Genomic DNA, 19762 nt, shown 5'->3' on the forward strand with positions numbered 1-19762 from the left:
AAGACGCCATGACGCTGTCGTTCTACGCGCCGGACAGCGTCGCCGCGCGCCGGCTGGCGGAGAAGCTGCATGCCATCGCACGCATCCAGTGGATCGACAGCACCCTGGTCGCTCCGCTCGCCCTCGCCCAGTCCGACCAGGTCGGCCCGGTGCTGCTGCTGGATTTCCTGTCGCCCCATGCCGCGCATTCCTCCGGCCTCGCCCGGGAACTCGCGGGCCTGATGCCCGGCTGCTCCCTGGTGGCGGTCGGATCGGCGGCCGGCGAGGACGCGGCCGGGGTACTGGCCGCGTTGCGTACGGGCGTCAAGGAATTCGTCGACATAGAGTCCGAGGCAGGCGCCATCGACACGCTGCTTCGCAAGGTGCTGGATGCGGCGGGCCAGGCTCGGCAAGCCGCACTCGCCCCGGTTCCCGCACGCCACGCGCGCCTGGTGCTGCTCAGGGGGGTAAGGCCCGGCATCGGCACCAGCACGCTGGCGGTCCATCTCGCCGTGATGGCGCAGCGCCGCTGGGCCGCGCATCCTCCCGCGACAGGGAGTGTCGCCGGCGCCGACCGCAACCACGTGTTGCTGCTCGACCTGGGACGCCCCGCCGGCGATACCCGCCTCTATCTCGACATCGAGGCCAGGTACGGCTACGACGAGCTGCTGCGCAGCGTCGACCGCCTCGACGGGACATTCGTCCGCACCGCATTGGCCAGCGATCCCAACGGCGTGGTCGTGGTCGGGGAGGACAGCAGTGCGGTGCAGGCCCCGGCGGGCGGCAGGGAAGCGGCCGAGCTGGTCGCCCGCCTGCGCACCCTGTTCGACGTCATCGTCTGCGATATCGGCGGGTTGCCCGACGCCTTCGTCCCTGCGGCGCTGCTGCAGCAGGCGGACGAGATCTGGCTGGTCACCGACCAGTCGATCGGTGCCCTGGTCTCGCTGGATGTCAGCATCCAGGAACTGAAGAAGCAGCAGCTCTGGGGCGACAAGCTGAAACTCGTGATAGATCGCTACCATGAGAACTACGGTATCGGCGCGGCGCAGATTGCCTCCCGTTTCGACCTGCCGCTGCTGGCCACGCTGCCCGAGAGGACGCGCACCATGCGGGCAAGCTCGGGCATCGGGCGGCTGATCCTCGACCACGCGCCGCGGGATCCCTACCTGCGGGCAATGCATCCGCTGGTCGACCGGCTTGCGCCGGCGCCCGGCCCGTCGCCCCTCCACGCCAGGCCCCGTCCCTGGCAAGCCATAGCCCACCGCCTGGGGATCTCCCGATGGAAAAGAAAGTGATCCCGATCCATCCGATCCTGCCGCCGGACGATTCCCGGAACGAAAAGGATCCGGCACCGAAGCCGTTGCCCGAGGAAACCCCCATGCCGACAGCGCTCCCGGGAACCCGGATCCCGACCGCCTTCGAGCAATCGGAGCAGTTCCAGAATCTTCTCGCCGCCGCGCACGAGCAACTGCTCGACTCGATCGAGAACGAGCATATCGACATCGGGGCCTGGGCCCCGGACACCGTTGCCTCTTTCGTCAGCAGGCACACCGCCGGCTTCATCCAGGACTGGCACATCCCGGTCAACGAAACCGAGATGCAGCTGGTGGCCGATGCGCTGCTCAAGGAGCTGACCGGTTTCGGCCCGTTGGACGACCTGATCCGCGACCCCAATGTCGAGGACATCCTGATCAACGGCTACGACAGCGTCCATGTGTCCCAGGGGGGACAACTCGCCAAGGTCCCGGTCCGCTTCTCCGACAACAACCACCTGCTGCGCATCCTGCGCAGGATCATCGCGCCCCTGGGGCGCCGGCTGGATGAATCCAATCCGATGGTCGATGCCCGGCTGCCCAATGGCGGCAGGCTCAACGCCATCATCGAGCCGCTGGCCGTCGATGGGCCGATGGTGTCGATCCGCAAGTTCCGCAAGGATCCGTTCACGCCGAAGGAACTGCTCGAGCGCGGCGCCTTCGACAAGCCGATGTACGCCGTGCTCGATGCCATGGTCCGCGGCCGCTGCAACCTGCTGATCTCCGGAGGCACGAGCTCGGGCAAGACCTCGTTGCTGAACGCACTGGCCACGTTCATACCGCACAACGAACGCGTCATCACCGTCGAGGACACCGCCGAGCTCTCGCTGAACCATCCCCACGTGGTGCGCCTGGAAAGCCGGCTGGGGGCGGCGGACGGCACCGGGATGGTCACCATCCGCGACCTGGTGCGCAACAGCCTGCGCATGCGCCCGGACCGGATCGTGGTCGGCGAGGTGCGCGGTGCCGAGGTCATGGAGATGCTGCAGGCCATGAACACCGGCCACGACGGCTCGATGGCGACGATCCATGCCAACAACCCGCGCGACTGCCTCAACCGGGTCGAGATGCTGGCGGGCTTTGCCGGGTTCCAGGGCAGCGAGGACAGCCTGCGCCGGCAGATCGCCAGCGCCATCGACTTCATCGTCCAGATCGCCCGCCTGGCCAATGGCCGGCGCACCATCACCTCCATCACCGAGATCACCGGCGTCGGCGACAACCTGATCACCCTTCAGGAGCTCTACCGGTACGATCCCTTCGTCGACCTGGACGGCACGGAAACCGCGCGCTGGACCGGTCTCGGCTTCCAGCCGCATTCGCACAAGCTGGAGCCCTTCCGCCAATACCTGCTCGAAGCCGCGCGGCAGGAGTTCCCGGGATGAGCCTGGTCCTGGCCCTGCTGAGTGTCGTCCTGCTGCTGCTCGCGGCGGCGGTGGAGCTGTGGTGGGGCGTCAGCGCACGCCAACGCCAGCGCGCCGAACTGGAGCGCATCGAGATGCGCCTGCCTTCCTCGCTCGCCGCCCGTCCGGTGGCGGCCGCGTCCGGCGGCGAGGCGTGGCGGGGACAGCAGGGCACCGCAACCGCCCTGCCTTGGGATGGCCTGATGCGCCGTGCGGGGCTGCCCGCCGGCTGGCGCACGGCCTCGATCCTGCTGGCGCTGGGCCTGGTACTGGCCGTGCTGGCCACGTTGCGCATGGGCACGCCCTGGATCGTCCCGCCGGTCGTGCTGCTCTACGCCGCCCTGGTCGCGCTGTGGCTGTCCCGGCGCATCGACCGATTGCGGCAGAAACTGCTGGGGCAGCTTCCGGATTTCCTCGACAACATGGTCCGCATGACCTCGGTCGGCAACAGCCTGCCGATGGCGTTCCAGGGCGCCAGCGCCCAGGTCCTCGCCCCGTTGCGCCCGCTGCTGGATACGACCCTGCTTTACAGCCGTGGCGGCATGGAGCTCGACCAGGCGCTGCTCAAGGCCTCCCGGCCCTACCGCATCGAGATCCTGGAGGTGCTCGCGCTGGTCCTGGGCGTCAGCATCCGCATCGGCGGGCGCGCCGACCAGGTACTGCAGCGGCTGGCCAATTTCATGCGCGACCTGCAGCAGGCGCAACACGAACTGCGCGCCACGACTTCCGAGACGCGCGCGTCCTCCTGGGTCCTGGGACTGCTGCCGCCGGGCTGCGTGTGCTTCATGGCGTTGCTCAGCCCCGACTTCTTCCAACCCATGTTCCACGACCCGCTGGGGCTGAAGCTGCTCGGCATGGCCCTTGCCCTGGAAGCACTGGGGGCCCTCCTTCTCTATCGACTGGCCAAGTCGATATGAGCCGCATTCCGCCCGATTCCCGGGGTCCGGGAGACCGCACGCCATGAGCGCCAGCATGCTCCTCGCCATCGCTGCCGGCATCCTCGCACTGGGGCTGCTGTTGCTGGCCCTCGCCCTGTTGCTGCGCGATCGGCGCAACGCACAGGCCGAAGCCACCCTCCAGACCGCATTGATCCGCCGCGCCCTGGCGCCCGGCATGTCCGCGAGCGAGGCCGGGCCCGAAGCTTCCGGATCGTCGGCCTGGCACGGATGGATCGATCGATTGGCGGCATTCGGAAGGAGATTCCAGGGCAGCCGGCTGGAACACGCGCTGCTGGCCCGCGAGGATCGCATGCTGCTGGACCAGGCCGGCTGGAACAGCCTGACGGGCGCGGCCGTGTTCCTGGCCTTGCGGCTGTTGCTGGCCCTGGTCTTCCTGCTGCTGGCGCTTGTCCTGTTCGGCCGCGACGGTGGCAACCTGCCGATCGTGATGGTCTGCGGGGCCGCCGCCGGCGTGCTGCTGCCGAAGCTCGCGCTCAGGGCCTGGTCCAACCGGCTGCGCAAGCAGGCCGCCGACGAGCTGCCGATGCTGATCGACTTGCTGCGCCTGCTGCAGGGCGTGGGCATGAGCATGGACCAGAGCCTGCAGATGCTCGGCGAGCAGCTGCGTCGCGCCATCCCCCTGCTCGGACGCGAGTTGCAGGCGGCCAACGTGGCCTACATGCGTGGCCGCTCGCGCGAGCAGTCCCTGCAGCGGCTCGCGGAGGTATTCGACAACGAAGATCTGCGCAGCCTGGTGGCCCTCGTACTGCAGGTCCACCGGCACGGCGGGGCCGTGCAGGAGCCGCTGCACCAGTTCGCCGAACGGCTGCGCGAACGCCGGCGAATGGAGCTGAAGGAGAAGGTGGGCAAGCTCTCGGTCAAGATGACCGTGGTCATGATGTTCACGTTGCTGCCTGCACTGATGCTGGTGCTGTCCGGCCCCGCCATCCTGGCGCTGGCGCGCACCCTCGTCGGAATGGGGGACTGAAGCCGTGTCCTTCCGCCCAACTGCCAGCCACGCGCTGCTCGCCGCCCTGCTTCTGCCCCTGGCCGCCTGCCGTTCGGACCCTTCCGGCTATGTGCGGCCGGACCCGGATTCGCTGGCACGCATGGCAGAGGCCGAAGCCGATCCGAAGCCGGATGACCGTGGAACCTACCTGGCCCTGATCGAGAAGATGCAGTCCCAGAAAGCCTGGTTCGCCTCGCTCGCGCACATCGACGCCTTCCGGCAAAGGTTCGGCAATTTCCCCGGACTGCAGTTGATGCAGGCCAGGGCGCTGCACGAGACCGGACAGCTGGACGCAGCCGAGCCCCTGTACCGCGGCCTGCTCAACGGCCCCCTGTCGGCGGCGGCGTGGCACGGCCTGGGCCTGATCGCCGCCCTGCACCAGGATCCGGACACGGCGATGGCCGACCTCTCCCGGGCCGTGCAACGCGATCCTCTCAACGCCACCTATCTCGGCGACCTGGGGTTTGCCTGCCTGCGCGCCGGAGACCTGGAACGGGCGCGCATGCCGCTGGCCAAGGCCGCCGAACTGGATCCGGCGGACGCACGCACGATCGCCAACCTCGCGTTGTGGACCCTGCTCAACGGCGAGCCCGGCAAGGCCGACGCCATCATGCACCGGGCCAACCTGCCGCAGGCCACGCGCGACAGCGTGTTCCGCATGTCGGCTGAGCTGCGTTCATCCTGGCCAAGGGCCCCTACGGGGCCGCTCCGGCCCGATAGCACGCAGAACCCCGCCGCAGATGGCAGGTCCGCCGCCGCCAGGGCAGCCCCATCGCATCCTCCCGTGGCGAGCGCGAAGGTTCAGCCCCCCGGGAACCTGTTGCAGCGCTTTTCCGAATCCCCGGATAACTCTTCAGAAAAGGCCGCCCGATGAAGACTTCTTGCCCGATCCCCCGCCTGGCCCTGGTGCTGTTGGCAGCCGTGCTTGCGGCCCCCGGCGCATATGCCCAGCAACGTCCCCTGACCGGGAACATGATGGGCAACGCGCTCGCGCCCCGGTCCGCCCCCGCTTCCGCGCAGCCGCCCTCTCCCGTGCAGGCGTTCCCCCTCGATGCGGAGGACGCGGCTTCCACAGCCCGCGTGTCCCCGCCGGAGACACTCCCACCGCCAGCCCGTGCCACCGGGGATGCGCGCATCGGGACGAGCACGCGCGAACTGTTCCAGCTACAGGCTTCCGGTACCCAGGCCGGCAAGCGCCTTCCCGTTCTCGGCGACGAGGCCAGCGCCAGCTACGCGCGCTACCTGAAGAGTTTCGAATATCCCATTCCGGAATTCTTCGAAACCAAGGTCAAGGGAAGCCGGAGCAACTGAGACCCCAGCAGATGAGACAGCCCCGGACTCCCTATGCATTCCAGCAGCGCCGCCACGCCGGCAAGCCGGGGTTGCGCGCCCAGCGCGGCAGCATGGCCGTCACCATCATGCTGGTCATGCTGGGGCTGGTAGCGATCCTGGGCCTGATCGAGGTGGGCTATCTCTACTGGGCCAAGCGCGACGCGCAAAAGGTGGCGGACCTGGCCGCGCTTGCGGGTGCCCAGCGGCTGGACCTGTGCGAAGCCTCCGACAACGCGGCGGCGCGAGGCAATGCCCTGCAGGACAACAGGTTCACCGGACAACTCGAGATCGCCTGCGGCAACTGGGACCCGGCCAATGCAGGCGAGCGGCATTTCGTCGCGGCAGGGAACCCCGTCAACGCGGTGCGCGTGGTCGCCCGGCGCACCGCGATCCCGTTCCTCGGCCAGGCGTTCGACGGGGCCCTGGCCGTCTCGGGCGAGGCCGTGGCGTCGCAAGGCCTGCCAACGGCCTCCTTCAGCATCGGCTCGCGCCTGCTGGGCATCAACGGCGAAGCGCCGCTTCAGTTGCTGCTCGAGACCGTCGGTCTGGATCTGAGCGACACGCAGGTGCTGGGCGTCCAGGGACTGGCCAAGGCCACCATCACCCCGAGCGGCTTGCTCGACTTCCTCGGCATTCCCATCGGGACCGACATCACGGTGGGGGGGCTGAAGGCACTGCTCGAGGGCAGGACCATCACCGTCACCGAGCTGCTGCAGCTTTACGACGTGGCCCTTGCCGACCAGGGCGGGCTGGTGGGATTGAACCTCGCCTTCCTGCCGGATTACGTCAGGAACGCAAAAATCGGAACCGGCGAGCCGCTAGGCGAGGTGTCCGTCAATCTTCTGGACATCCTGAACCTCGATCTTCCGGGCACCGAGAAGGACGCGGGACTGGACCTGGACGCCCAGATAAGCGCCCTGGACCTGCTGACGGCCGCCATCAGCGTTGCCGGCCAAGGTCATGCCGTTCTCGTCGACAATCTCGCGATCACGCCCGGCGTGGTGGTCAAGGCGAGCATCACCGAGCCCGCCTCGGTCGGCTTCGGTCCGGTCGGCGCCAAGGCCTACAACGCCCAGATCCGCCTGTCCGTGGACATCGACTCGGATGCGATCCCGGGACTGGGCGATTTGCTGAAGCTGACCAAGACCCGCCTCCACCTCCCGCTCTACGTGGACACCGTCAGCGCCGAAGCCACGCTCACCGACATCGACTGCGATGCCGCTCCCAAGACCGCGACCTTCAGTGTCGATTCGAAGATCGCCGGCATCTGCCTCGGCAAGGTCACGTCGCCCTGGCAATCCACCCAGCAGGACATCGCCGGCCTGTGCGAGGACGACCAGGTGCTGAGCCTGTTCGGTGGCCCCGGCCTGACCACCAGCCTGAAATTGCCCGCCCTGGAATACGTGCAGGCGACGCCCCCGATCGCCGAAGGCGAGACCTACACCACCCGTCCCAATCCCGTGCTCCTCGGGACGACGGTCTCGGCACTGACCAATGGCATATTCAAGATATTGGACGATCTCGTCAGCGGACTCCTTTCGCCCAATGCCCAGGGAGGAACCGAGCAGGCCAAGGCATTCGCCAAGCAATATCTCGATGCGACCGCCCTGCCGGGCGGGCTTTACGACATGAACAAGGCCATCGACGCGCTCAAGAACGGATATGGCGACCTGCCTGCGCTGGAAAAATCTGATTGGGACACCGATATCCCGAGTTGCGACTTCGTCCTTACCGGAATATGCATCGGCACCAAGAAGGGAAGCGTCTGGACCGGCATAAAGATCGATATTTGCGGGACCGGCCTGCTCGGCGGACTGGTCACCTGCGTGCTGGGCAACGCGGTCGAAGGCGTGGCGGGAAACATCAACGGGAAAGTGCTCGACGCATTCGGTAAATACCTGGCCACATACCCGGGTACCCTGGCTTCCAACCAGCCCTACAACCCCAGTGCGCCCGCCTGCACCAACCTGCTCTGCTATGTGCTCAAGCCGATTATCGATCTCGCGCTCAAGCCGCTGCTGGACTGGGTCGGCGAAGGATTGCTGACACCCATCCTGTCGAAGGTCCTCGGGTTGAACCTCGGCGAGAGCGATGTCTACGTCGAATCGATCCAATGCCACGCGGCACGCCTGGTCTATTGACCAGCCAAGCCACGGCAATCGCCGCAAGGCACATGCTAGACTTTCAAAGAGCAACGCCCATGACTTCCCTCTCCCCCAAGAATCGCAAGACCATGCGTATCGTGCAGAAAAGCCGCTCCGGCATACTTCGCTCATCGACACTTCTTGCGGTTTGCACGCTGGGCGTCATGTCGTATCTGCCGGAATACGCGAATGCGGCTCGCCGCGGCGTCGTGGCCCAGGACCAGGAGAATCAGGCCCCGGCACCCGCTTCCGCCGCCGTCGACAACAACGTCGACGAATTGCGCCGGCTGATGGGCAACAACCAGCTGACCGAGCTCCGTACCACCTACAACGGGACTTACGGCGCCAGCCTGCTCTTCAATCCCGACACGCTGACCTACTACGTGGCGCTGTTCCAGGAAAACGAATTCTGGCGTGTCATCAAGACGGACACGATCGATAACGCCGAAACGGTCTACAAGACCTTCGTCGATCAGACCCGTGATCTGGCACAGGTCTATATCGATACCGTCCGGCTGCAAGCGGGCAAGCGCTACACCGACAAGCTGGTCGCGATGAACGAACAACGCCTGCGCAGCCTCCAGCAGGAAGTCGAGCAGCAACGCCAGCAGTCGATGCAGGTCAGCACCAAGATCCAGCAGACCAGGCAGGAGGCCGCGTCGTTGAGCAGCGACCTGCGTGCCACCAATGGCCAGCTCGACGCCCTGACGGAACGCATCAAGGCGCTGAAGGCCATCCAGGACAACCCCGAACTTTCATTGCCGTCCCCGCAGGCGGCGGTTCCCCAGAGCGACACCGCCTCCGGGGAGGCGACGGGCACTCCCACCGCCGCCCATCCGTAAGGGCTGGGCGCATTCGACCCCGGCTTGTGGCGCCATCGCAGGACCGGCGGGTAGAGCAGCGAAGCGGGGTGGCTTGGCAGTTCGCAGGTTGCCAGGCGCTGGATATGGAACGCACCGCGACACATGCCGGAGGTCGCGCCGGATATGGCTTGCCCTGGTGAGATGCTTCGAGCTCTGGAGAGACGCCTCGGGGCCGGCCTTGTCGTCGTCCAACAGCCCAATGAGGCCTATTGGAGCTTGAAGCCGGGGAGGTTTCCTCGTATTACCGACGCGTTGCCGCGCTCGCCGCCGCGCAACACCAAGGTAGTGCGACCCGGTGGATCGACCGTTCGATGCTGTCCCGTGCAGGAGTGGTTGCCCTAGAACCTATATCTCGCCCGTCCTCTCCTAGCGCGGTACGCCGCGCTGGCCTGCTTCGAGCCCGCCACGATCGAGATCCTCGAGCAGCGCCGCCACGCCTTCGCCGAACGCCGCGACTGGCTGCTGCCGGCCCTGCGCGGGCTCGGCTTCGACATCCCGGTGCAGCCGCAGGGCGCGTTCTACCTGTACGCCGACATCGGTCGCTTCAGCGAGGACGCACAGGCCTTCTGCGCGCACTTCCTCGAGACCGAGCACGTCGCCTTCACCCCGGGCATCGACTTCGGCGACTACCGCAGCCGGCGCCACGTGCGCTTCGCCTACGCCAACAGCCTGGAACGCCTGCAGGAAGCGGTGCGCCGCATCGAGCGTGGGTTGAATACGCTGCCACGCTGAACCGACAGCGCTTCAACTGACGCCCCCTCCAGAAAGGTCGAAGAACGGGTGAGCGCGCCCATGCCGACCACGGCGCTTCGTCCAGGCCGGGCAACCCGCTGTGGACAGGCTGCCTGCCCTTGCGCCGGTACCTGCGCGAACCGCCAGTAAGGCGGCACCGGCGGCGATGTATTCGACGCCACCGCGCGGGCGGGCCTTGCTGTCGTCCGGCGCCGGCGGCCTCCGGCTGGGCGATGCGGCATCGCCGGTCGAAGCCCGATGCACGCAACCGCCATTCGGCCTGCCCTGCCGGGCAGGCGCTCGTGGCCACCGCCAACATCCTCCTCAATGACACGACGCCAGTGAGCTCTCCGTCCCTGCCTCCTCGTTGCGGCTCGCGCATGCCGGCATCGAGTGCAGCACCGCGGCAACAGGCGGTGCAACACCGGCCTGCAGCCGCGGCGGACGCGCTTGGAAGTTGCCTCAATTCTTCAGCCGCTCCCACAGGAAGCTGTAGGCCAGCGCCGCCATGTGCGCGGCCTGCGCGTTGTCGGCCGCGCCGCCGTGGCCGCCCTCGATGTTCTCGTAGTAGGTCACGTCCTTGCCGGCGTCGATCATCTTCGCCGCCATCTTGCGCGCGTGGCCCGGGTGCACGCGGTCGTCGCGGGTGGAGGTGAGGAAGATCACCGGCGGGTAGGTCTTGGCCGGATCGAACAGGTGGTACGGCGAGAAGGTCTGGATGAACGTCCAGTCGTCGGTATCCGGATCGCCGTACTCGGCCATCCACGAGGCGCCGGCCAGCAGGTGGCTGTAGCGCTTCATGTCCAGCAGCGGCACCTGCACCACCACCGCGCCGAACAGCTCCGGGTACTGGGTCAGCATGTTGCCGGCCATCAGCCCGCCGTTGCTGCCGCCCTGCACGCCCAGGTGCCTGGGCGAGGTGATCTTGCGCGCGAACAGGTCCCTGGCGACCGCCGCCATGTCCTGGTAGGCCTTGTTGCGGTTGGCCTTGAGCGCGGCCTGGTGCCAGCGCGGGCCGTACTCGCCGCCACCGCGGATGTTGGCCACCACGTACACGCCGCCCCTGTCCAGCCACGCCCGGCCCAGGGCGCCGGAGTAGCCCGGGGTCATCGAGATCTCGAAGCCGCCGTAGGCGTACAGCAGGGTCGGGTTGGCGCCGTCGAGCTTCAGGTCGCGGGCGTGGACGATGAAGTACGGCACGCGGGCGCCGTCGGCGCTGGTGACGAAGTGCTGCTCGATCACGTCCCTGGACGCATCGAAGAACGCCGGCATGGTCTTCAGCGTCTCGGGGGCCTGGCCGATCTGCGCCAGCGCCAGCGTGGTCGGGGTGAGATAGTCGGTGACGGTCATCCACACCGCATCGGACTCGTCGCTGTCCACCGCGCCGACCTGCACCGTGCCGAACGCCGGCGCGCCGACGAAGGCACTCTTCGTCCAGCCACCCCGGGACGCTCCTGCGCATGCTGCGCTCGCGTCACTCGCACATCCAGGTGCGTCGCCCGGGGTGAGCACGCTCAGGCGGTTCTTGACGTCCTCGAGCACGTTGAGCACCAGGTGGTGCCGGGTCCAGGTGAAGCTGGCCAGCGAGGAGGTGTCGGTCGGCTCGAACAGCACCTCGAACTCGCGCTTGCCGGCCATGAAATCGTCGAACTTCGCCGCCAGCAGCGCGCCGGCCGGGTAGGTGCGGCCACCGACGTCCCACGGCTCGCGCAGCTCCAGCGTCAGCCATTCGCGCTTGACGCCCTTGTTGGCCGAGTTCGGCGCATCGACCTTGAGCAGCGAGCCATCGGCCTTCCGCAGGTACAGCTCGTCGTTGTAGAAGGCCAGCGTGCGGCTGACGAAGTCGCGCTCGAAACCGGGGGTGTCGTCGTGCATCGCGGCGATGTACATGTCCGCGGGCCGGCCCTCGTACACCACCTCGGCCGCGCTCATCGGCGTGCCGCGCTTCCACCGCTTGACGATGCGCGGATAGCCGGAGCTGGTCAGCGAGCCGGGGCCGAAGTCGGTGTAGACGTAGACCGTGTCCTGGTCGATCCAGCCCAGCGCGCCCTTGGCCTCGGGCCGGAAGAAGCCGCCCTCGACCCAGCGGCGGCTGCCGATGTCGAACTCGCGGGTGACGTCGGCGTCGGCGCCGCCGCGCGAGAGCGCGATCAGGCAGCGCTCGTACTTCGGCCGCAGGCAATCGGCACCGTGCCAGACCCAGTTCTCGCCCTCGGCCTTGTTCAGCGCGTCCAGGTCGAGCACGGTCTCCCAGCGCGGCTGCGGCTTGCGGTACTCCTCCAGCGTGGTGCGCCGCCACAGGCCGCGCTCGTGCTGCTTGTCCTTCCAGAAGTTGTAGTAATACTCGCCGATCTTCTGCACGCCGGGAATCTTGGCGTCCGAGTCGAGCACCTCGCGGATGCCGGCCTCCATCGCGTGGAAATCTGGGCTGGCCGCGAGCCGCGCCTCGGTGCGGGCGTTCTGCTCCTTGACCCAGGCCAGCGGCCTGGCCCCGGTGACGTCTTCGAGCCAGAGGTAGGGATCGTGGGGCATGGCAGGCTCCTGGGCGAGGGCGGCACCGGCGGCGAGCAGGCCGGCCACGAGGCAGGCCGGGGCACGTCTTGGCATGAAGGGGACTCCGCAAGGGAAACGGCGGCCACGCTAGCACGCCCGCCGCGACGCCCTCCTCTGCCGAAGGTCAGGCCGTGCGCGCCGCGGGCACCCCTGCTGCGCGCGGGCGGAAACGCCGCGCCTGCGCGGCCGGACGCCGCCCGCGGCGCAGGCGCGGCGCATTCCCCTCCCGTGGCTGCCACGCCGGCAGGCGGAAGCGGTGCAGCGCCCACCAGGCGGCCAGCGGCATGCCCACCAGCCACAGCGGCCACCAGCCCAGCCACGGATTGCAGCCCCGCGCGGCCGGCACCAGCGCCACCAGCGCCAGGCCCAGGAGCGCCGCCCCGCGGGTCAGGCGCAGCAGGCGCGGATCGGGCAGGACGACGGGTGCGGACACGGCAGGACGGCGCGACGACGGGAACGACATGGCGGTAGCTCCTGAAAGGGATCGTGGGGCACACTCTGGCGGTCGCCCATCTCAGTGGCTGCGACGTGTTGACGTGTCCTTCCCGATCCGCCCGCTAGCGTGCCTCCCTCGCAACCAAGCCAGCTCCCGATGCGCCTGCTCGCCACCGCTTTCGTCCTGCTCTGCCTGTCCGCCCCGCCCGCCGTGGCCATCGCCCGGGATACCGCCGGCGAGGCCACCGGCCCCGCCATCGACCTGCCCCGCTACATGGGCACCTGGTACGTGATCGCGCGCATCCCCAACCCGGTCGAGCGCGGCGACGTGGCCGCCCGCAACGAGTACAGCCTCCAGGACCACGACAAGGTCGCGGTGCGCTACGTGGCCCGCCAGGGCTTCAAGGAGCCCGAGCGCGAGGTCAACGTCCGCGCCCGGGTGCTGGAGGACAGCGGCAATCGCCTGTGGCGGATGTGGTTCTACCGGGTCGTGCCCACGCGCTACCGCATCGTGGAGGTGGCGCCCGATTATTCCTGGGCGCTGGTGGACTACCCCGGCCGCGACCTGGCCTGGATCTTCGCCCGCAGCCCCGACATGGACCGCGGCCTGTACCGCGACCTGGTCGCGCGGCTGCGCGACCGGGGCATCAACACCGACAAGCTGCGGCGCGTGCCGCAGACGCCCGAACAGGCCGACCGGCTCGGCTTCGACGTGCCCGGCAAGCCCTGAGCGCAACCGCCGCCGGGCGATCCGGGCTCACTTCCCGGCCGGCTTCTCGTAGTTGGTCAGCGCCAGGTTGAGCAGCGAGCGCGCCATCTCGCGCAGGGCCACCGGCTCGACGATCTCCGCGTCCGAGCCGTAGTGGAGCACGTCCATGACCAGCTCGCGCGGCACGCTGTAGGGCACCTTCAACTCGTAGCGCCCGTCGGCCAGGAAACGGCCCTGCTGCTTGGAATGCCAGTGCTCGTCGGCCACCCAGCGGGCGGCCTTGGGGCTGAACACGATGGTGGCCCAGCCCTTGGGCGGGCCGGAGAAGATGCCGTAGCTGGCCGCCAGCTGCGCGTCCAGCTCCGTCTCGGGCAGGTCGCGCGCCGCGGTTTCCAGCAGCCGCGCGCCGCTGATGCGGTCCACGGCGAAACTGCGCAGGCCTTCGCGATCGTGGTCCCAGGCGTCCAGGTACCAGTTGTCGCGGTAGTGGGTGATGCGCTGCGGCGACACCGTGCGGCGGGTGGCCTCGTCGGTGGAACGGGCGCGGTACTCGAAGGCCAGCTGGCGGCGCTCGAGCACCGCCGAGGCCACGATGCGGAAACTGGCCTCGTCCAGGCGCCGGCCGCGGTGCGGGATCACCCGCACCCGCTCCACCGGCCAGCGCGAGGCGCCGGCCTGGGCCGCCAGCAGGCCCTCGATGCGCTGCTGCAGGGGCGCGAGCATGCTGGAAAGTACGCCGCCGCCGGTGCGTTCGAGCAGCTGCTGGGAGGCCAGCAGCGCGTGCAGCTCCTCGGAGCTGAGCCACAGCCCGGGCAGCTCGAAGCGGTCGCTCTCCCCGGACACGTAGCGGAACCCCGCCTCGCCATCGCCCTCGATCGGCGCCATCAGCCCGTCGCGCAGGAAGGCCAGGTCGCGGTAGACCGTGGCACGGGAGCAGCCGAGCTCGTCCTGCAGCCGCTTGACCGTGACCGGGTAGCGGGCGGACTTGAGGATGCGGTGCAGCGCGTTGATGCGTTCGTAGCGATCCATGGCACCGATTATGGCCCGGATGCGACCGTCCGGCGCCGTCCCGGCTCGCCCGGCGACCGGCGGCGGTGGCAGAATCGGCCGCGGGGGATCGCCGGCTGCATGGGGAGTGTGCGTTTGAACCAGTTTCCCGCTGTCCGCGGCAGGGCCAAGGCCTGCCGCCCGTCCCCGTCTGCGCCCAGGAAAAACCGCCCATGACCGCCGCCGAAGCCCGCGCCTGGGGACCGGCACTGCTGCGCGTGGCCGGTGCCATCGGCCTGGGCCTGCTGGTCTGGATGGCGCTGGGCACCGGCCTGCTCGTCGGCCGCGGCGTCATTTCGGCCCAGCTGCGGCCGATGCAGGCCGGCGGCCTGCTGCTGGCCGTGCTGCTGGCCCTGTGCTACTGGCCGGCAACCGGCCGCCACGCCTCGTCCTGGCGCCGGCCCGCCCGCTTCGCCCTGGCGGCGGCGGCGGCGCTGGCCGCTCTGCTGGTGGCCGTCCTGTACGGCTGGGCCGATCCGGGCAACATCGGCGCCGGCTCGATGCTCGCCAGCGCGGCCGGACTGCTGGCGATCCTCGCCTGCGCGGCGGCCGGCGATCCTCGCCAGCCATCGACCGGCAACCGGCTGGTCGCGCAGCTGGCGTTGACGCTCTACGTCGGTGCGGCCTGGTGTTTCGCCGTGCTCGCCTTCCACGCCGCTGCCACCGTCGGCCAGGGCCTGCTGCCCTCGCTCCTGCTGGCGCTGGTGGCGACGGTGGCGGTGCTCGTGCCCTGGCTGGAACAGGGCCGCGCCGCGCTCTGGCCCTGGCGCCCGCAGCGATGGCGCTGGGCGGTGCTGGCCCTGCTGGTGCTGGCGATGCTGCTGTCGTGGCTGGCCGGGCGGGGTTGGCCGCGGCTGTTCACCCTGGCCGCCGCGCTGGCGGCGAGCGCCGGCTTCGCCCTGTACGTCCGGCTGGACGAACGCGGCCACTGAGTGCCGCCGCCGGGGCGCGCTGGGCTATGATGAAAAGGTTTCCACTCCCCTAGCGAGATCGCCCGTCCATGCTCTCACGCGCATGCCTGACCACCCTTTCCCTGCTGTGCTCGCTGCCCGCGCTGGCGCAGACGGCCCCCGCTCCCGGCACCACCCCGGCCAATCCCGCCGACGTGGTCACGCCTTCGCCATGGTCCGGCAGCGGCGGCGAGCTGGGCTTTGCCTCGGCCCACGGCAACAGCTCCACCGAGAGCTTCAACGCCAAGCTGCGCGGCCGCTACACCGACGGCGACTGGATCCACAGCCTGGACTTCACCGGCCTGCGCTCCAGAGCGACCTACACCCGCACGCTCGATGACGGCGGCGTCCAGCATTACCAGCAGACCACCGCCAACCGCTACAGCGGCACCGCCGGCAGCGCCCTGCAGCTGGGCGAGCATCGCCAGCTGACCGCGACCCTGCGCTACGACCGCGACGATTTCGCCAGCTACGACCGCGTCGGCACCTTCGGCCTGGGCTACGGCACGCGCCTGATCGACCGGCCCAAGTTCTCCTTCGACGCGCAGATCGGCCCCGGCGTGCGGCGCGCCCACGATGCGGTGAAGGACGAGGAGGAGACCGGCCTGATCGGTCGCGGCCTGTTCGACATGCATTACTCGATCACCGCCAACACCGACCTGGTCAACACGCTGCTGGTCGAATCGGGCAGCTACAACACCTTCGCCCAGAACGACCTCGGCGTGTCGGTGTCGATGAACAACCACTTCGCGCTCAAGGCAGCCTGGCAGATGCGCCACAACAGCCAGGTCAGCGACGATTCGAAGAAGACCGACACGCTGACCACGGTCAACCTCGTGTACACCTTCAAGTAGTCGCGCAGGCAAGTAATCGCGCAAGCCCGCCTCGCCCCGGTCCGCCGGGGCGAGGCGTTTTCAGCCCGCCAGCAGCCGCGCCGCGCCCTGCGCCAGCAGCGCCTGCGCGGCACGCTGGCCCAGCGCCCGTGGATCGGCCGCCGGTCCTTCCACGCGCACCCGCAGCAGCCGGCCGCTGGCGACCTCGCCGACCAGGCCCTGCAGCACTAGCGCGTGCCCGTCCTGCTCGGCGAAGGCGGCCACCGGCACGTGGCAGCTGCCGTCCAGGGCGCGGTTCATCGCACGCTCGGCCGCCACGCGCCGGCGCGTGGGCGCATCGTCCAGCACCGCCAGCAGGCGTGCGGTGTCGGCATCGCCGGCGCGCGATTCCACCGCGATCGCCGCCTGCGCCGGCGCCGGCAGCCACTGCGGCGGCGCCAGCCGCGCGGTGATGCGCGCATCCAGGCCCAGCCGCTGCAGGCCGGCGCAGGCCAGCACGATGGCCTCGTACTGGCCTGCGTCCAGCTTGGCCAGGCGCGTGTTGACGTTGCCGCGCAGGTCCAGCAGCTGCAGGTCCGGGCGCAGTGCGCGCAACTGCGCCTGGCGGCGCAACGAGGAGGTGCCCACGCGCGCGCCCGGCGGCAGGGCCTGCAGCGATGCATGGTGGTTGGACACGAAGGCGTCGGCCGGATCGGCCCGCGCCAGGATCGCCGGCAGGGCGAAGCCCGCCTCCAGCTCCATCGGCACGTCCTTGAGCGAGTGCACGGCGCAATCGGCCTCGCCGCGCTGCATGGCCAGCTCCAGCTCCTTCAGGAACAGGCCCTTGCCGCCGATCGCCGCCAGCGAGCGGTCCAGCACCTCGTCGCCGCGGGTGCTCATCGGCACCAGCTCCACGGTCAGGCCGGGCCAGGCGCGGCGCAGCAGGTCGGCGACGTGCTCGCTCTGCCACAGGGCGAGCGGGCTCTTGCGGGTGGCGATGCGCAGGCTGTTCATGCGGCCATTATCGCCCGCGCGCGATCAGCCCTGGCGCAGCTGCTGGCGCAGCTGGCTCAGGCAGCGGCGCGAGACCTCCAGCTCGCTGCCGTCGTCGAGCACCGCATGCACCTGGCCGTCGCCGGCGCGGCGCAGTTCGCGCAGCCGCGTGCGCGCCACCAGGCAATTGCGGTGGATGCGCAGCAGGCGCGCACCGAACTCGTCCTCCAACGCCCGCAGCGACTCCTCGATCACGTCCTCGCCGTGGGCATGGTGCACGGTGACGTACTTCTCCCCGGCCTGCAGGTAGCGGATGTCATCGACCGGGATCAGCCGCGTGCGCCCCCCCAGGCGCGCGCACAGCTGGCGCCGGGCCTGGCCGCCGTCCCCGGCGACCGCCGGGGTCGCCACGCGGCCGGCCAGGAACGTGCGCGCGCGCTCCAGCGCCGCCCCCAGCCGCTCGGCCCGGACCGGCTTCATCAGGTAGTCGATGACCGAGGCCTCGAACGCGGACAGGGCGTGGTCGTCGTAGGCGGTGCAGAACACCACGGCCGGCCGCGGCGCCCGGGCGGCGAGGCGGCGCGCCGCCTCCAGCCCGTCCAGGCCGGGCATGGCGATGTCCAGCAGCACCACGTCCGGCGCCAGGCGCGCGGCCGATTCCAGAGCGGCCTCGCCGCTGCCGGCCTCGCCGACCACCTCCGCGTCGGCATGAGCCGCCAGCAGGTGGCGCAGGCGCACGCGCGCCAGCGGTTCGTCGTCGACGATCAGCACCTTCACCCGGCGTTCTCCCCGTCCACCCCGCCCGCCTGCGGCAGCGGCAGGCGGATCCCGCAGGCATAGTAGCCATCGCGCCAGCCGCCGGTCATGCGCGCGCGCGGTCCGAAGCGGAACGCCAGGCGGTGGGCGATGCTGCGCTGGGCATGGCCGGCGCCTTCCTGACCGGGACGCAGCGGCCCGGGCGCGCCCGGATCCGGCGCCGGGTTGACGATGTCGATCTCCAGCACGTCCCCGGCCACGCCCAGCGACAGACGCACGCAACCGCCCTCGGCCAGCCGGGAGATGCCGTGCAGCACCGCGTTCTCCACCAGCGGCTGCAGTACCAGGCGCGGCATCGACAACGCCCAGGGCAGCGGTTCGCGGCGCTGCCACTGCACCTGCAGGCGCGTGCCCAGGCGCAGCGATTCGATGGACAGGTAGCGCTCGGCCAGTTCGCATTCCTCGCGCAGGCTGGAATCGCCGCCGGCACCGAGCGCGGCGCGGAACAGGTCGGACAGGTCCAGCACGGCGCGCTCGGCCAGGGCCGGCTCGCCGGGCAGCAGGCCGGCGATCAGGTTCATGCTGTTGAACAGGAAGTGCGGGCGGATGCGCGCCTGCAGCGCATCGGCCTCGGCGCGGGCATTGGCCTGGGTCTGCGCGCTCCAGCGGTCACTGACGTAGAAGTAGCGCAGCGCCAGCGCCGTCATCAGCGCGGTGGTCGCCGCGCTGCCCAGGCTGAAGGACCAGAACCCGGCCAGCGGGCCGCCGGCCCGGGCCGCCGTGAACAGGGCATGCACCACCGCGGCACCGGTCCAGGCGACGGCGCCGGCCAGGGCGATCGCGGCCGCCGCGCCCAATCGCTGCGGCAGGCGCGAGAGCGGCTCGCGCAGCAGGCACAGCAGGGCGGTGACCACCAGCGCCAGCCACAGCGCCAGGCCGCTGGCCGAGAGCAGCCGCGCCGGCGTCCACGACGCGCCGCCGGCCGGCACCAGCACCACCACGACGACGACCAGCTCGGCCAGCCCCGCCATCGCCGCCACGCGCGGCCAGCGGCACAGATCGGGCAGCCACGGCCCCGGCAGATGCAGGTCGGCCATCGGCTCAGCCGGCGGCGAAGCGCCGTTCCAGCCAGTCGCCCAGGTCCGCCACTTCCTGCGCGCAGACCTGGTGGGCCATCGGGTAGGTGTGCCAGTCGACCGGGAAACCCAGCGCGCGCAACGCGGCCAGGCTGCGCTCGGCATGGGCCAGCGGCACCACCGGGTCGCCCAGGCCATGGGCCATGAACACCGGCTGCGCCTGTGCGCCGGGCGCCAGCCGCGCGGCGGCCTGGTCGATGCCCGGCAGGTAGGTGGACAGGGCCACCAGCCCGGCCAGCGGCGTGGGTCGCGCCAGGCCGCAGGCCAGGGCCACCGCCCCGCCCTGGGAGAAGCCGGCCAGGATCACCCGCCGTGCCGGCACCCCGCGCCCGGCCTCGTGCGCGATCAGCGCCTCGACCTCGGCCACCGAGGCCTGCACGCCGGCCAGGTCGGCGCGCGTGCCCAGGTCGGCCGCGGCGATGTCGTACCAGGCGCGCATCGGCACGCCGTTGTTGATCGTGACCGGGCGTACCGGCGCGTGCGGGAAGACGAAGCGCAGCGCCGGCCAGTGCGGGCGCACCAGTTCCGGCAGCAGCGGCACGAAATCGTGCCCGTCCGCGCCCAGGCCATGCAGCCACAGCACCGTCCATTGCGGATCGGCGCCGGTCAGGCGTTCGACTCCCTCCAGCATCGCAGGCTCCCCACTCGGCAGGCCCGCATT

The 19762-nt window shown here is 70.0% G+C and carries 18 protein-coding genes and 1 pseudogene; 12 read left to right on the forward strand and 7 right to left on the reverse strand.

The window, feature by feature from the left end; translation table 11 throughout:
* The first annotated feature begins 8 nt into the window (after window positions 1-8).
* The 9 genes and pseudogenes from BN3794_RS13660 to BN3794_RS13700 all read left to right on the forward strand — a co-directional run.
* Window positions 9-1274, forward strand: a complete 1266-nt coding sequence (locus tag BN3794_RS13660; protein ID WP_066098104.1) for a CpaE/TadZ family protein — start codon at window positions 9-11, stop codon at window positions 1272-1274.
* The gene (locus BN3794_RS13665; RefSeq protein WP_425476720.1) at window positions 1259-2674 is read left to right on the forward strand and encodes a TadA family conjugal transfer-associated ATPase; all 1416 of its coding nucleotides are present in this window, start codon (window positions 1259-1261) and stop codon (window positions 2672-2674) included. The genes BN3794_RS13660 and BN3794_RS13665 overlap by 16 nt, the downstream gene beginning before the upstream one ends.
* On the forward strand, window positions 2671-3609 hold the full coding sequence (locus BN3794_RS13670) for a type II secretion system F family protein (protein WP_066098107.1): 939 nt from the start codon (window positions 2671-2673) through the stop codon (window positions 3607-3609). Before BN3794_RS13665 ends, BN3794_RS13670 begins: the two co-directional genes overlap by 4 nt.
* A 43-nt stretch (window positions 3610-3652) precedes the next feature.
* The gene (locus BN3794_RS13675) at window positions 3653-4618 is read left to right on the forward strand and encodes a type II secretion system F family protein (protein ID WP_066098109.1); all 966 of its coding nucleotides are present in this window, start codon (window positions 3653-3655) and stop codon (window positions 4616-4618) included.
* 4 nt (window positions 4619-4622) lie between these two features.
* Window positions 4623-5513 (forward strand): tetratricopeptide repeat protein, encoded by an 891-nt coding sequence (locus BN3794_RS13680; protein WP_147675776.1) that lies wholly within the window; start codon window positions 4623-4625, stop codon window positions 5511-5513.
* Window positions 5510-5950: a DUF3613 domain-containing protein gene (locus BN3794_RS13685; protein WP_066098113.1), complete on the forward strand. Its 441-nt coding sequence runs from the start codon at window positions 5510-5512 to the stop codon at window positions 5948-5950. Before BN3794_RS13680 ends, BN3794_RS13685 begins: the two co-directional genes overlap by 4 nt.
* Before the next feature lie 11 nt (window positions 5951-5961).
* The gene (locus BN3794_RS13690) at window positions 5962-8112 is read left to right on the forward strand and encodes a TadG family pilus assembly protein (RefSeq protein WP_078059765.1); all 2151 of its coding nucleotides are present in this window, start codon (window positions 5962-5964) and stop codon (window positions 8110-8112) included.
* Between the two features lie 101 nt (window positions 8113-8213).
* Window positions 8214-8957 (forward strand): DUF2968 domain-containing protein, encoded by a 744-nt coding sequence (locus tag BN3794_RS13695; RefSeq protein WP_425476729.1) that lies wholly within the window; start codon window positions 8214-8216, stop codon window positions 8955-8957.
* Between the two features lie 363 nt (window positions 8958-9320).
* A pseudogene (locus BN3794_RS13700) lies at window positions 9321-9710 on the forward strand (aminotransferase class I/II-fold pyridoxal phosphate-dependent enzyme); the annotation flags it as partial.
* 462 nt (window positions 9711-10172) lie between these two features.
* Here the strand turns inward: BN3794_RS13700 and BN3794_RS13705 are convergent.
* Window positions 10173-12317 carry a prolyl oligopeptidase family serine peptidase gene (locus BN3794_RS13705; RefSeq protein ID WP_066098120.1) on the reverse strand — a complete coding sequence of 715 codons (2145 nt, stop codon included), beginning with the start codon at window positions 12315-12317 and terminating at the stop codon, window positions 10173-10175.
* 70 nt (window positions 12318-12387) lie between these two features.
* The gene (locus BN3794_RS13710) at window positions 12388-12726 is read right to left on the reverse strand and encodes a hypothetical protein (protein ID WP_066098122.1); all 339 of its coding nucleotides are present in this window, start codon (window positions 12724-12726) and stop codon (window positions 12388-12390) included.
* A 129-nt stretch (window positions 12727-12855) separates the two neighbouring features.
* Between BN3794_RS13710 and BN3794_RS13715 the strand changes: the two genes are divergently transcribed.
* Window positions 12856-13428, forward strand: a complete 573-nt coding sequence (locus BN3794_RS13715; RefSeq protein ID WP_066098125.1) for a lipocalin family protein — start codon at window positions 12856-12858, stop codon at window positions 13426-13428.
* 27 nt (window positions 13429-13455) lie between these two features.
* Here BN3794_RS13715 and BN3794_RS13720 read toward each other — a convergent pair whose 3' ends face one another.
* Window positions 13456-14436 carry a helix-turn-helix transcriptional regulator gene (locus BN3794_RS13720; RefSeq protein WP_066098127.1) on the reverse strand — a complete coding sequence of 327 codons (981 nt, stop codon included), beginning with the start codon at window positions 14434-14436 and terminating at the stop codon, window positions 13456-13458.
* A 191-nt stretch (window positions 14437-14627) separates the two neighbouring features.
* On the opposite strand from BN3794_RS13720, the gene BN3794_RS13725 reads away from it, so the two are divergent.
* On the forward strand, window positions 14628-15386 hold the full coding sequence (locus tag BN3794_RS13725) for a hypothetical protein (RefSeq protein ID WP_066098129.1): 759 nt from the start codon (window positions 14628-14630) through the stop codon (window positions 15384-15386).
* A 68-nt stretch (window positions 15387-15454) separates the two neighbouring features.
* Window positions 15455-16258, forward strand: coding sequence for a DUF481 domain-containing protein (locus BN3794_RS13730; RefSeq protein WP_066098131.1), 804 nt, complete (start codon window positions 15455-15457; stop codon window positions 16256-16258).
* Window positions 16259-16318: 60 nt separating this feature from the next.
* On the opposite strand, the gene hemC is transcribed toward BN3794_RS13730, so the two are convergent.
* Genes hemC through BN3794_RS13750 form a run of 4 tightly spaced genes read right to left on the reverse strand, consistent with a single transcriptional unit; the run spans window position 16319 to window position 19732 of the window.
* Window positions 16319-17230 carry a hydroxymethylbilane synthase gene (gene hemC / locus BN3794_RS13735; RefSeq protein WP_066098133.1) on the reverse strand — a complete coding sequence of 304 codons (912 nt, stop codon included), beginning with the start codon at window positions 17228-17230 and terminating at the stop codon, window positions 16319-16321.
* Between the two features lie 24 nt (window positions 17231-17254).
* Entirely contained in the window at window positions 17255-17986 is a 732-nt protein-coding gene (locus BN3794_RS13740) for a LytR/AlgR family response regulator transcription factor (protein ID WP_066098135.1), read from the reverse strand.
* Window positions 17983-19062, reverse strand: coding sequence for a sensor histidine kinase (locus BN3794_RS13745; RefSeq protein WP_066098137.1), 1080 nt, complete (start codon window positions 19060-19062; stop codon window positions 17983-17985). The genes BN3794_RS13740 and BN3794_RS13745 overlap by 4 nt, the downstream gene beginning before the upstream one ends.
* 4 nt (window positions 19063-19066) lie before the next feature.
* Complete coding sequence (locus BN3794_RS13750; protein ID WP_066098138.1) at window positions 19067-19732, reverse strand: alpha/beta hydrolase; 666 nt, start codon at window positions 19730-19732, stop codon at window positions 19067-19069.
* Window positions 19733-19762 lie beyond the last annotated feature (30 nt).

It is taken from the genome of Xanthomonas massiliensis (assembly GCF_900018785.1).
Lineage (GTDB): Bacteria > Pseudomonadota > Gammaproteobacteria > Xanthomonadales > Xanthomonadaceae > Xanthomonas_B > Xanthomonas_B massiliensis.

Bases quoted from the DNA above. Each gene is read 5' to 3' on its own strand.
- BN3794_RS13660 (WP_066098104.1), top strand. From the start codon at position 9: ATGACGCTGTCGTTCTACGCGCCGGACAGCGTCGCCGCGCGCCGGCTG.
- BN3794_RS13665 (WP_425476720.1), top strand. From the start codon at position 1,259: ATGGAAAAGAAAGTGATCCCGATCCATCCGATCCTGCCGCCGGACGAT.
- BN3794_RS13670 (WP_066098107.1), top strand. From the start codon at position 2,671: ATGAGCCTGGTCCTGGCCCTGCTGAGTGTCGTCCTGCTGCTGCTCGCG.
- BN3794_RS13675 (WP_066098109.1), top strand. From the start codon at position 3,653: ATGAGCGCCAGCATGCTCCTCGCCATCGCTGCCGGCATCCTCGCACTG.
- BN3794_RS13685 (WP_066098113.1), top strand. From the start codon at position 5,510: ATGAAGACTTCTTGCCCGATCCCCCGCCTGGCCCTGGTGCTGTTGGCA.
- BN3794_RS13690 (WP_078059765.1), top strand. From the start codon at position 5,962: ATGAGACAGCCCCGGACTCCCTATGCATTCCAGCAGCGCCGCCACGCC.
- BN3794_RS13705 (WP_066098120.1), bottom strand. From the start codon at position 12,317: ATGCCAAGACGTGCCCCGGCCTGCCTCGTGGCCGGCCTGCTCGCCGCC.
- BN3794_RS13710 (WP_066098122.1), bottom strand. From the start codon at position 12,726: ATGTCGTTCCCGTCGTCGCGCCGTCCTGCCGTGTCCGCACCCGTCGTC.
- BN3794_RS13715 (WP_066098125.1), top strand. From the start codon at position 12,856: ATGCGCCTGCTCGCCACCGCTTTCGTCCTGCTCTGCCTGTCCGCCCCG.
- BN3794_RS13720 (WP_066098127.1), bottom strand. From the start codon at position 14,436: ATGGATCGCTACGAACGCATCAACGCGCTGCACCGCATCCTCAAGTCC.
- BN3794_RS13725 (WP_066098129.1), top strand. From the start codon at position 14,628: ATGACCGCCGCCGAAGCCCGCGCCTGGGGACCGGCACTGCTGCGCGTG.
- BN3794_RS13730 (WP_066098131.1), top strand. From the start codon at position 15,455: ATGCTCTCACGCGCATGCCTGACCACCCTTTCCCTGCTGTGCTCGCTG.
- hemC (WP_066098133.1), bottom strand. From the start codon at position 17,230: ATGAACAGCCTGCGCATCGCCACCCGCAAGAGCCCGCTCGCCCTGTGG.
- BN3794_RS13745 (WP_066098137.1), bottom strand. From the start codon at position 19,062: ATGGCCGACCTGCATCTGCCGGGGCCGTGGCTGCCCGATCTGTGCCGC.
- BN3794_RS13750 (WP_066098138.1), bottom strand. From the start codon at position 19,732: ATGCTGGAGGGAGTCGAACGCCTGACCGGCGCCGATCCGCAATGGACG.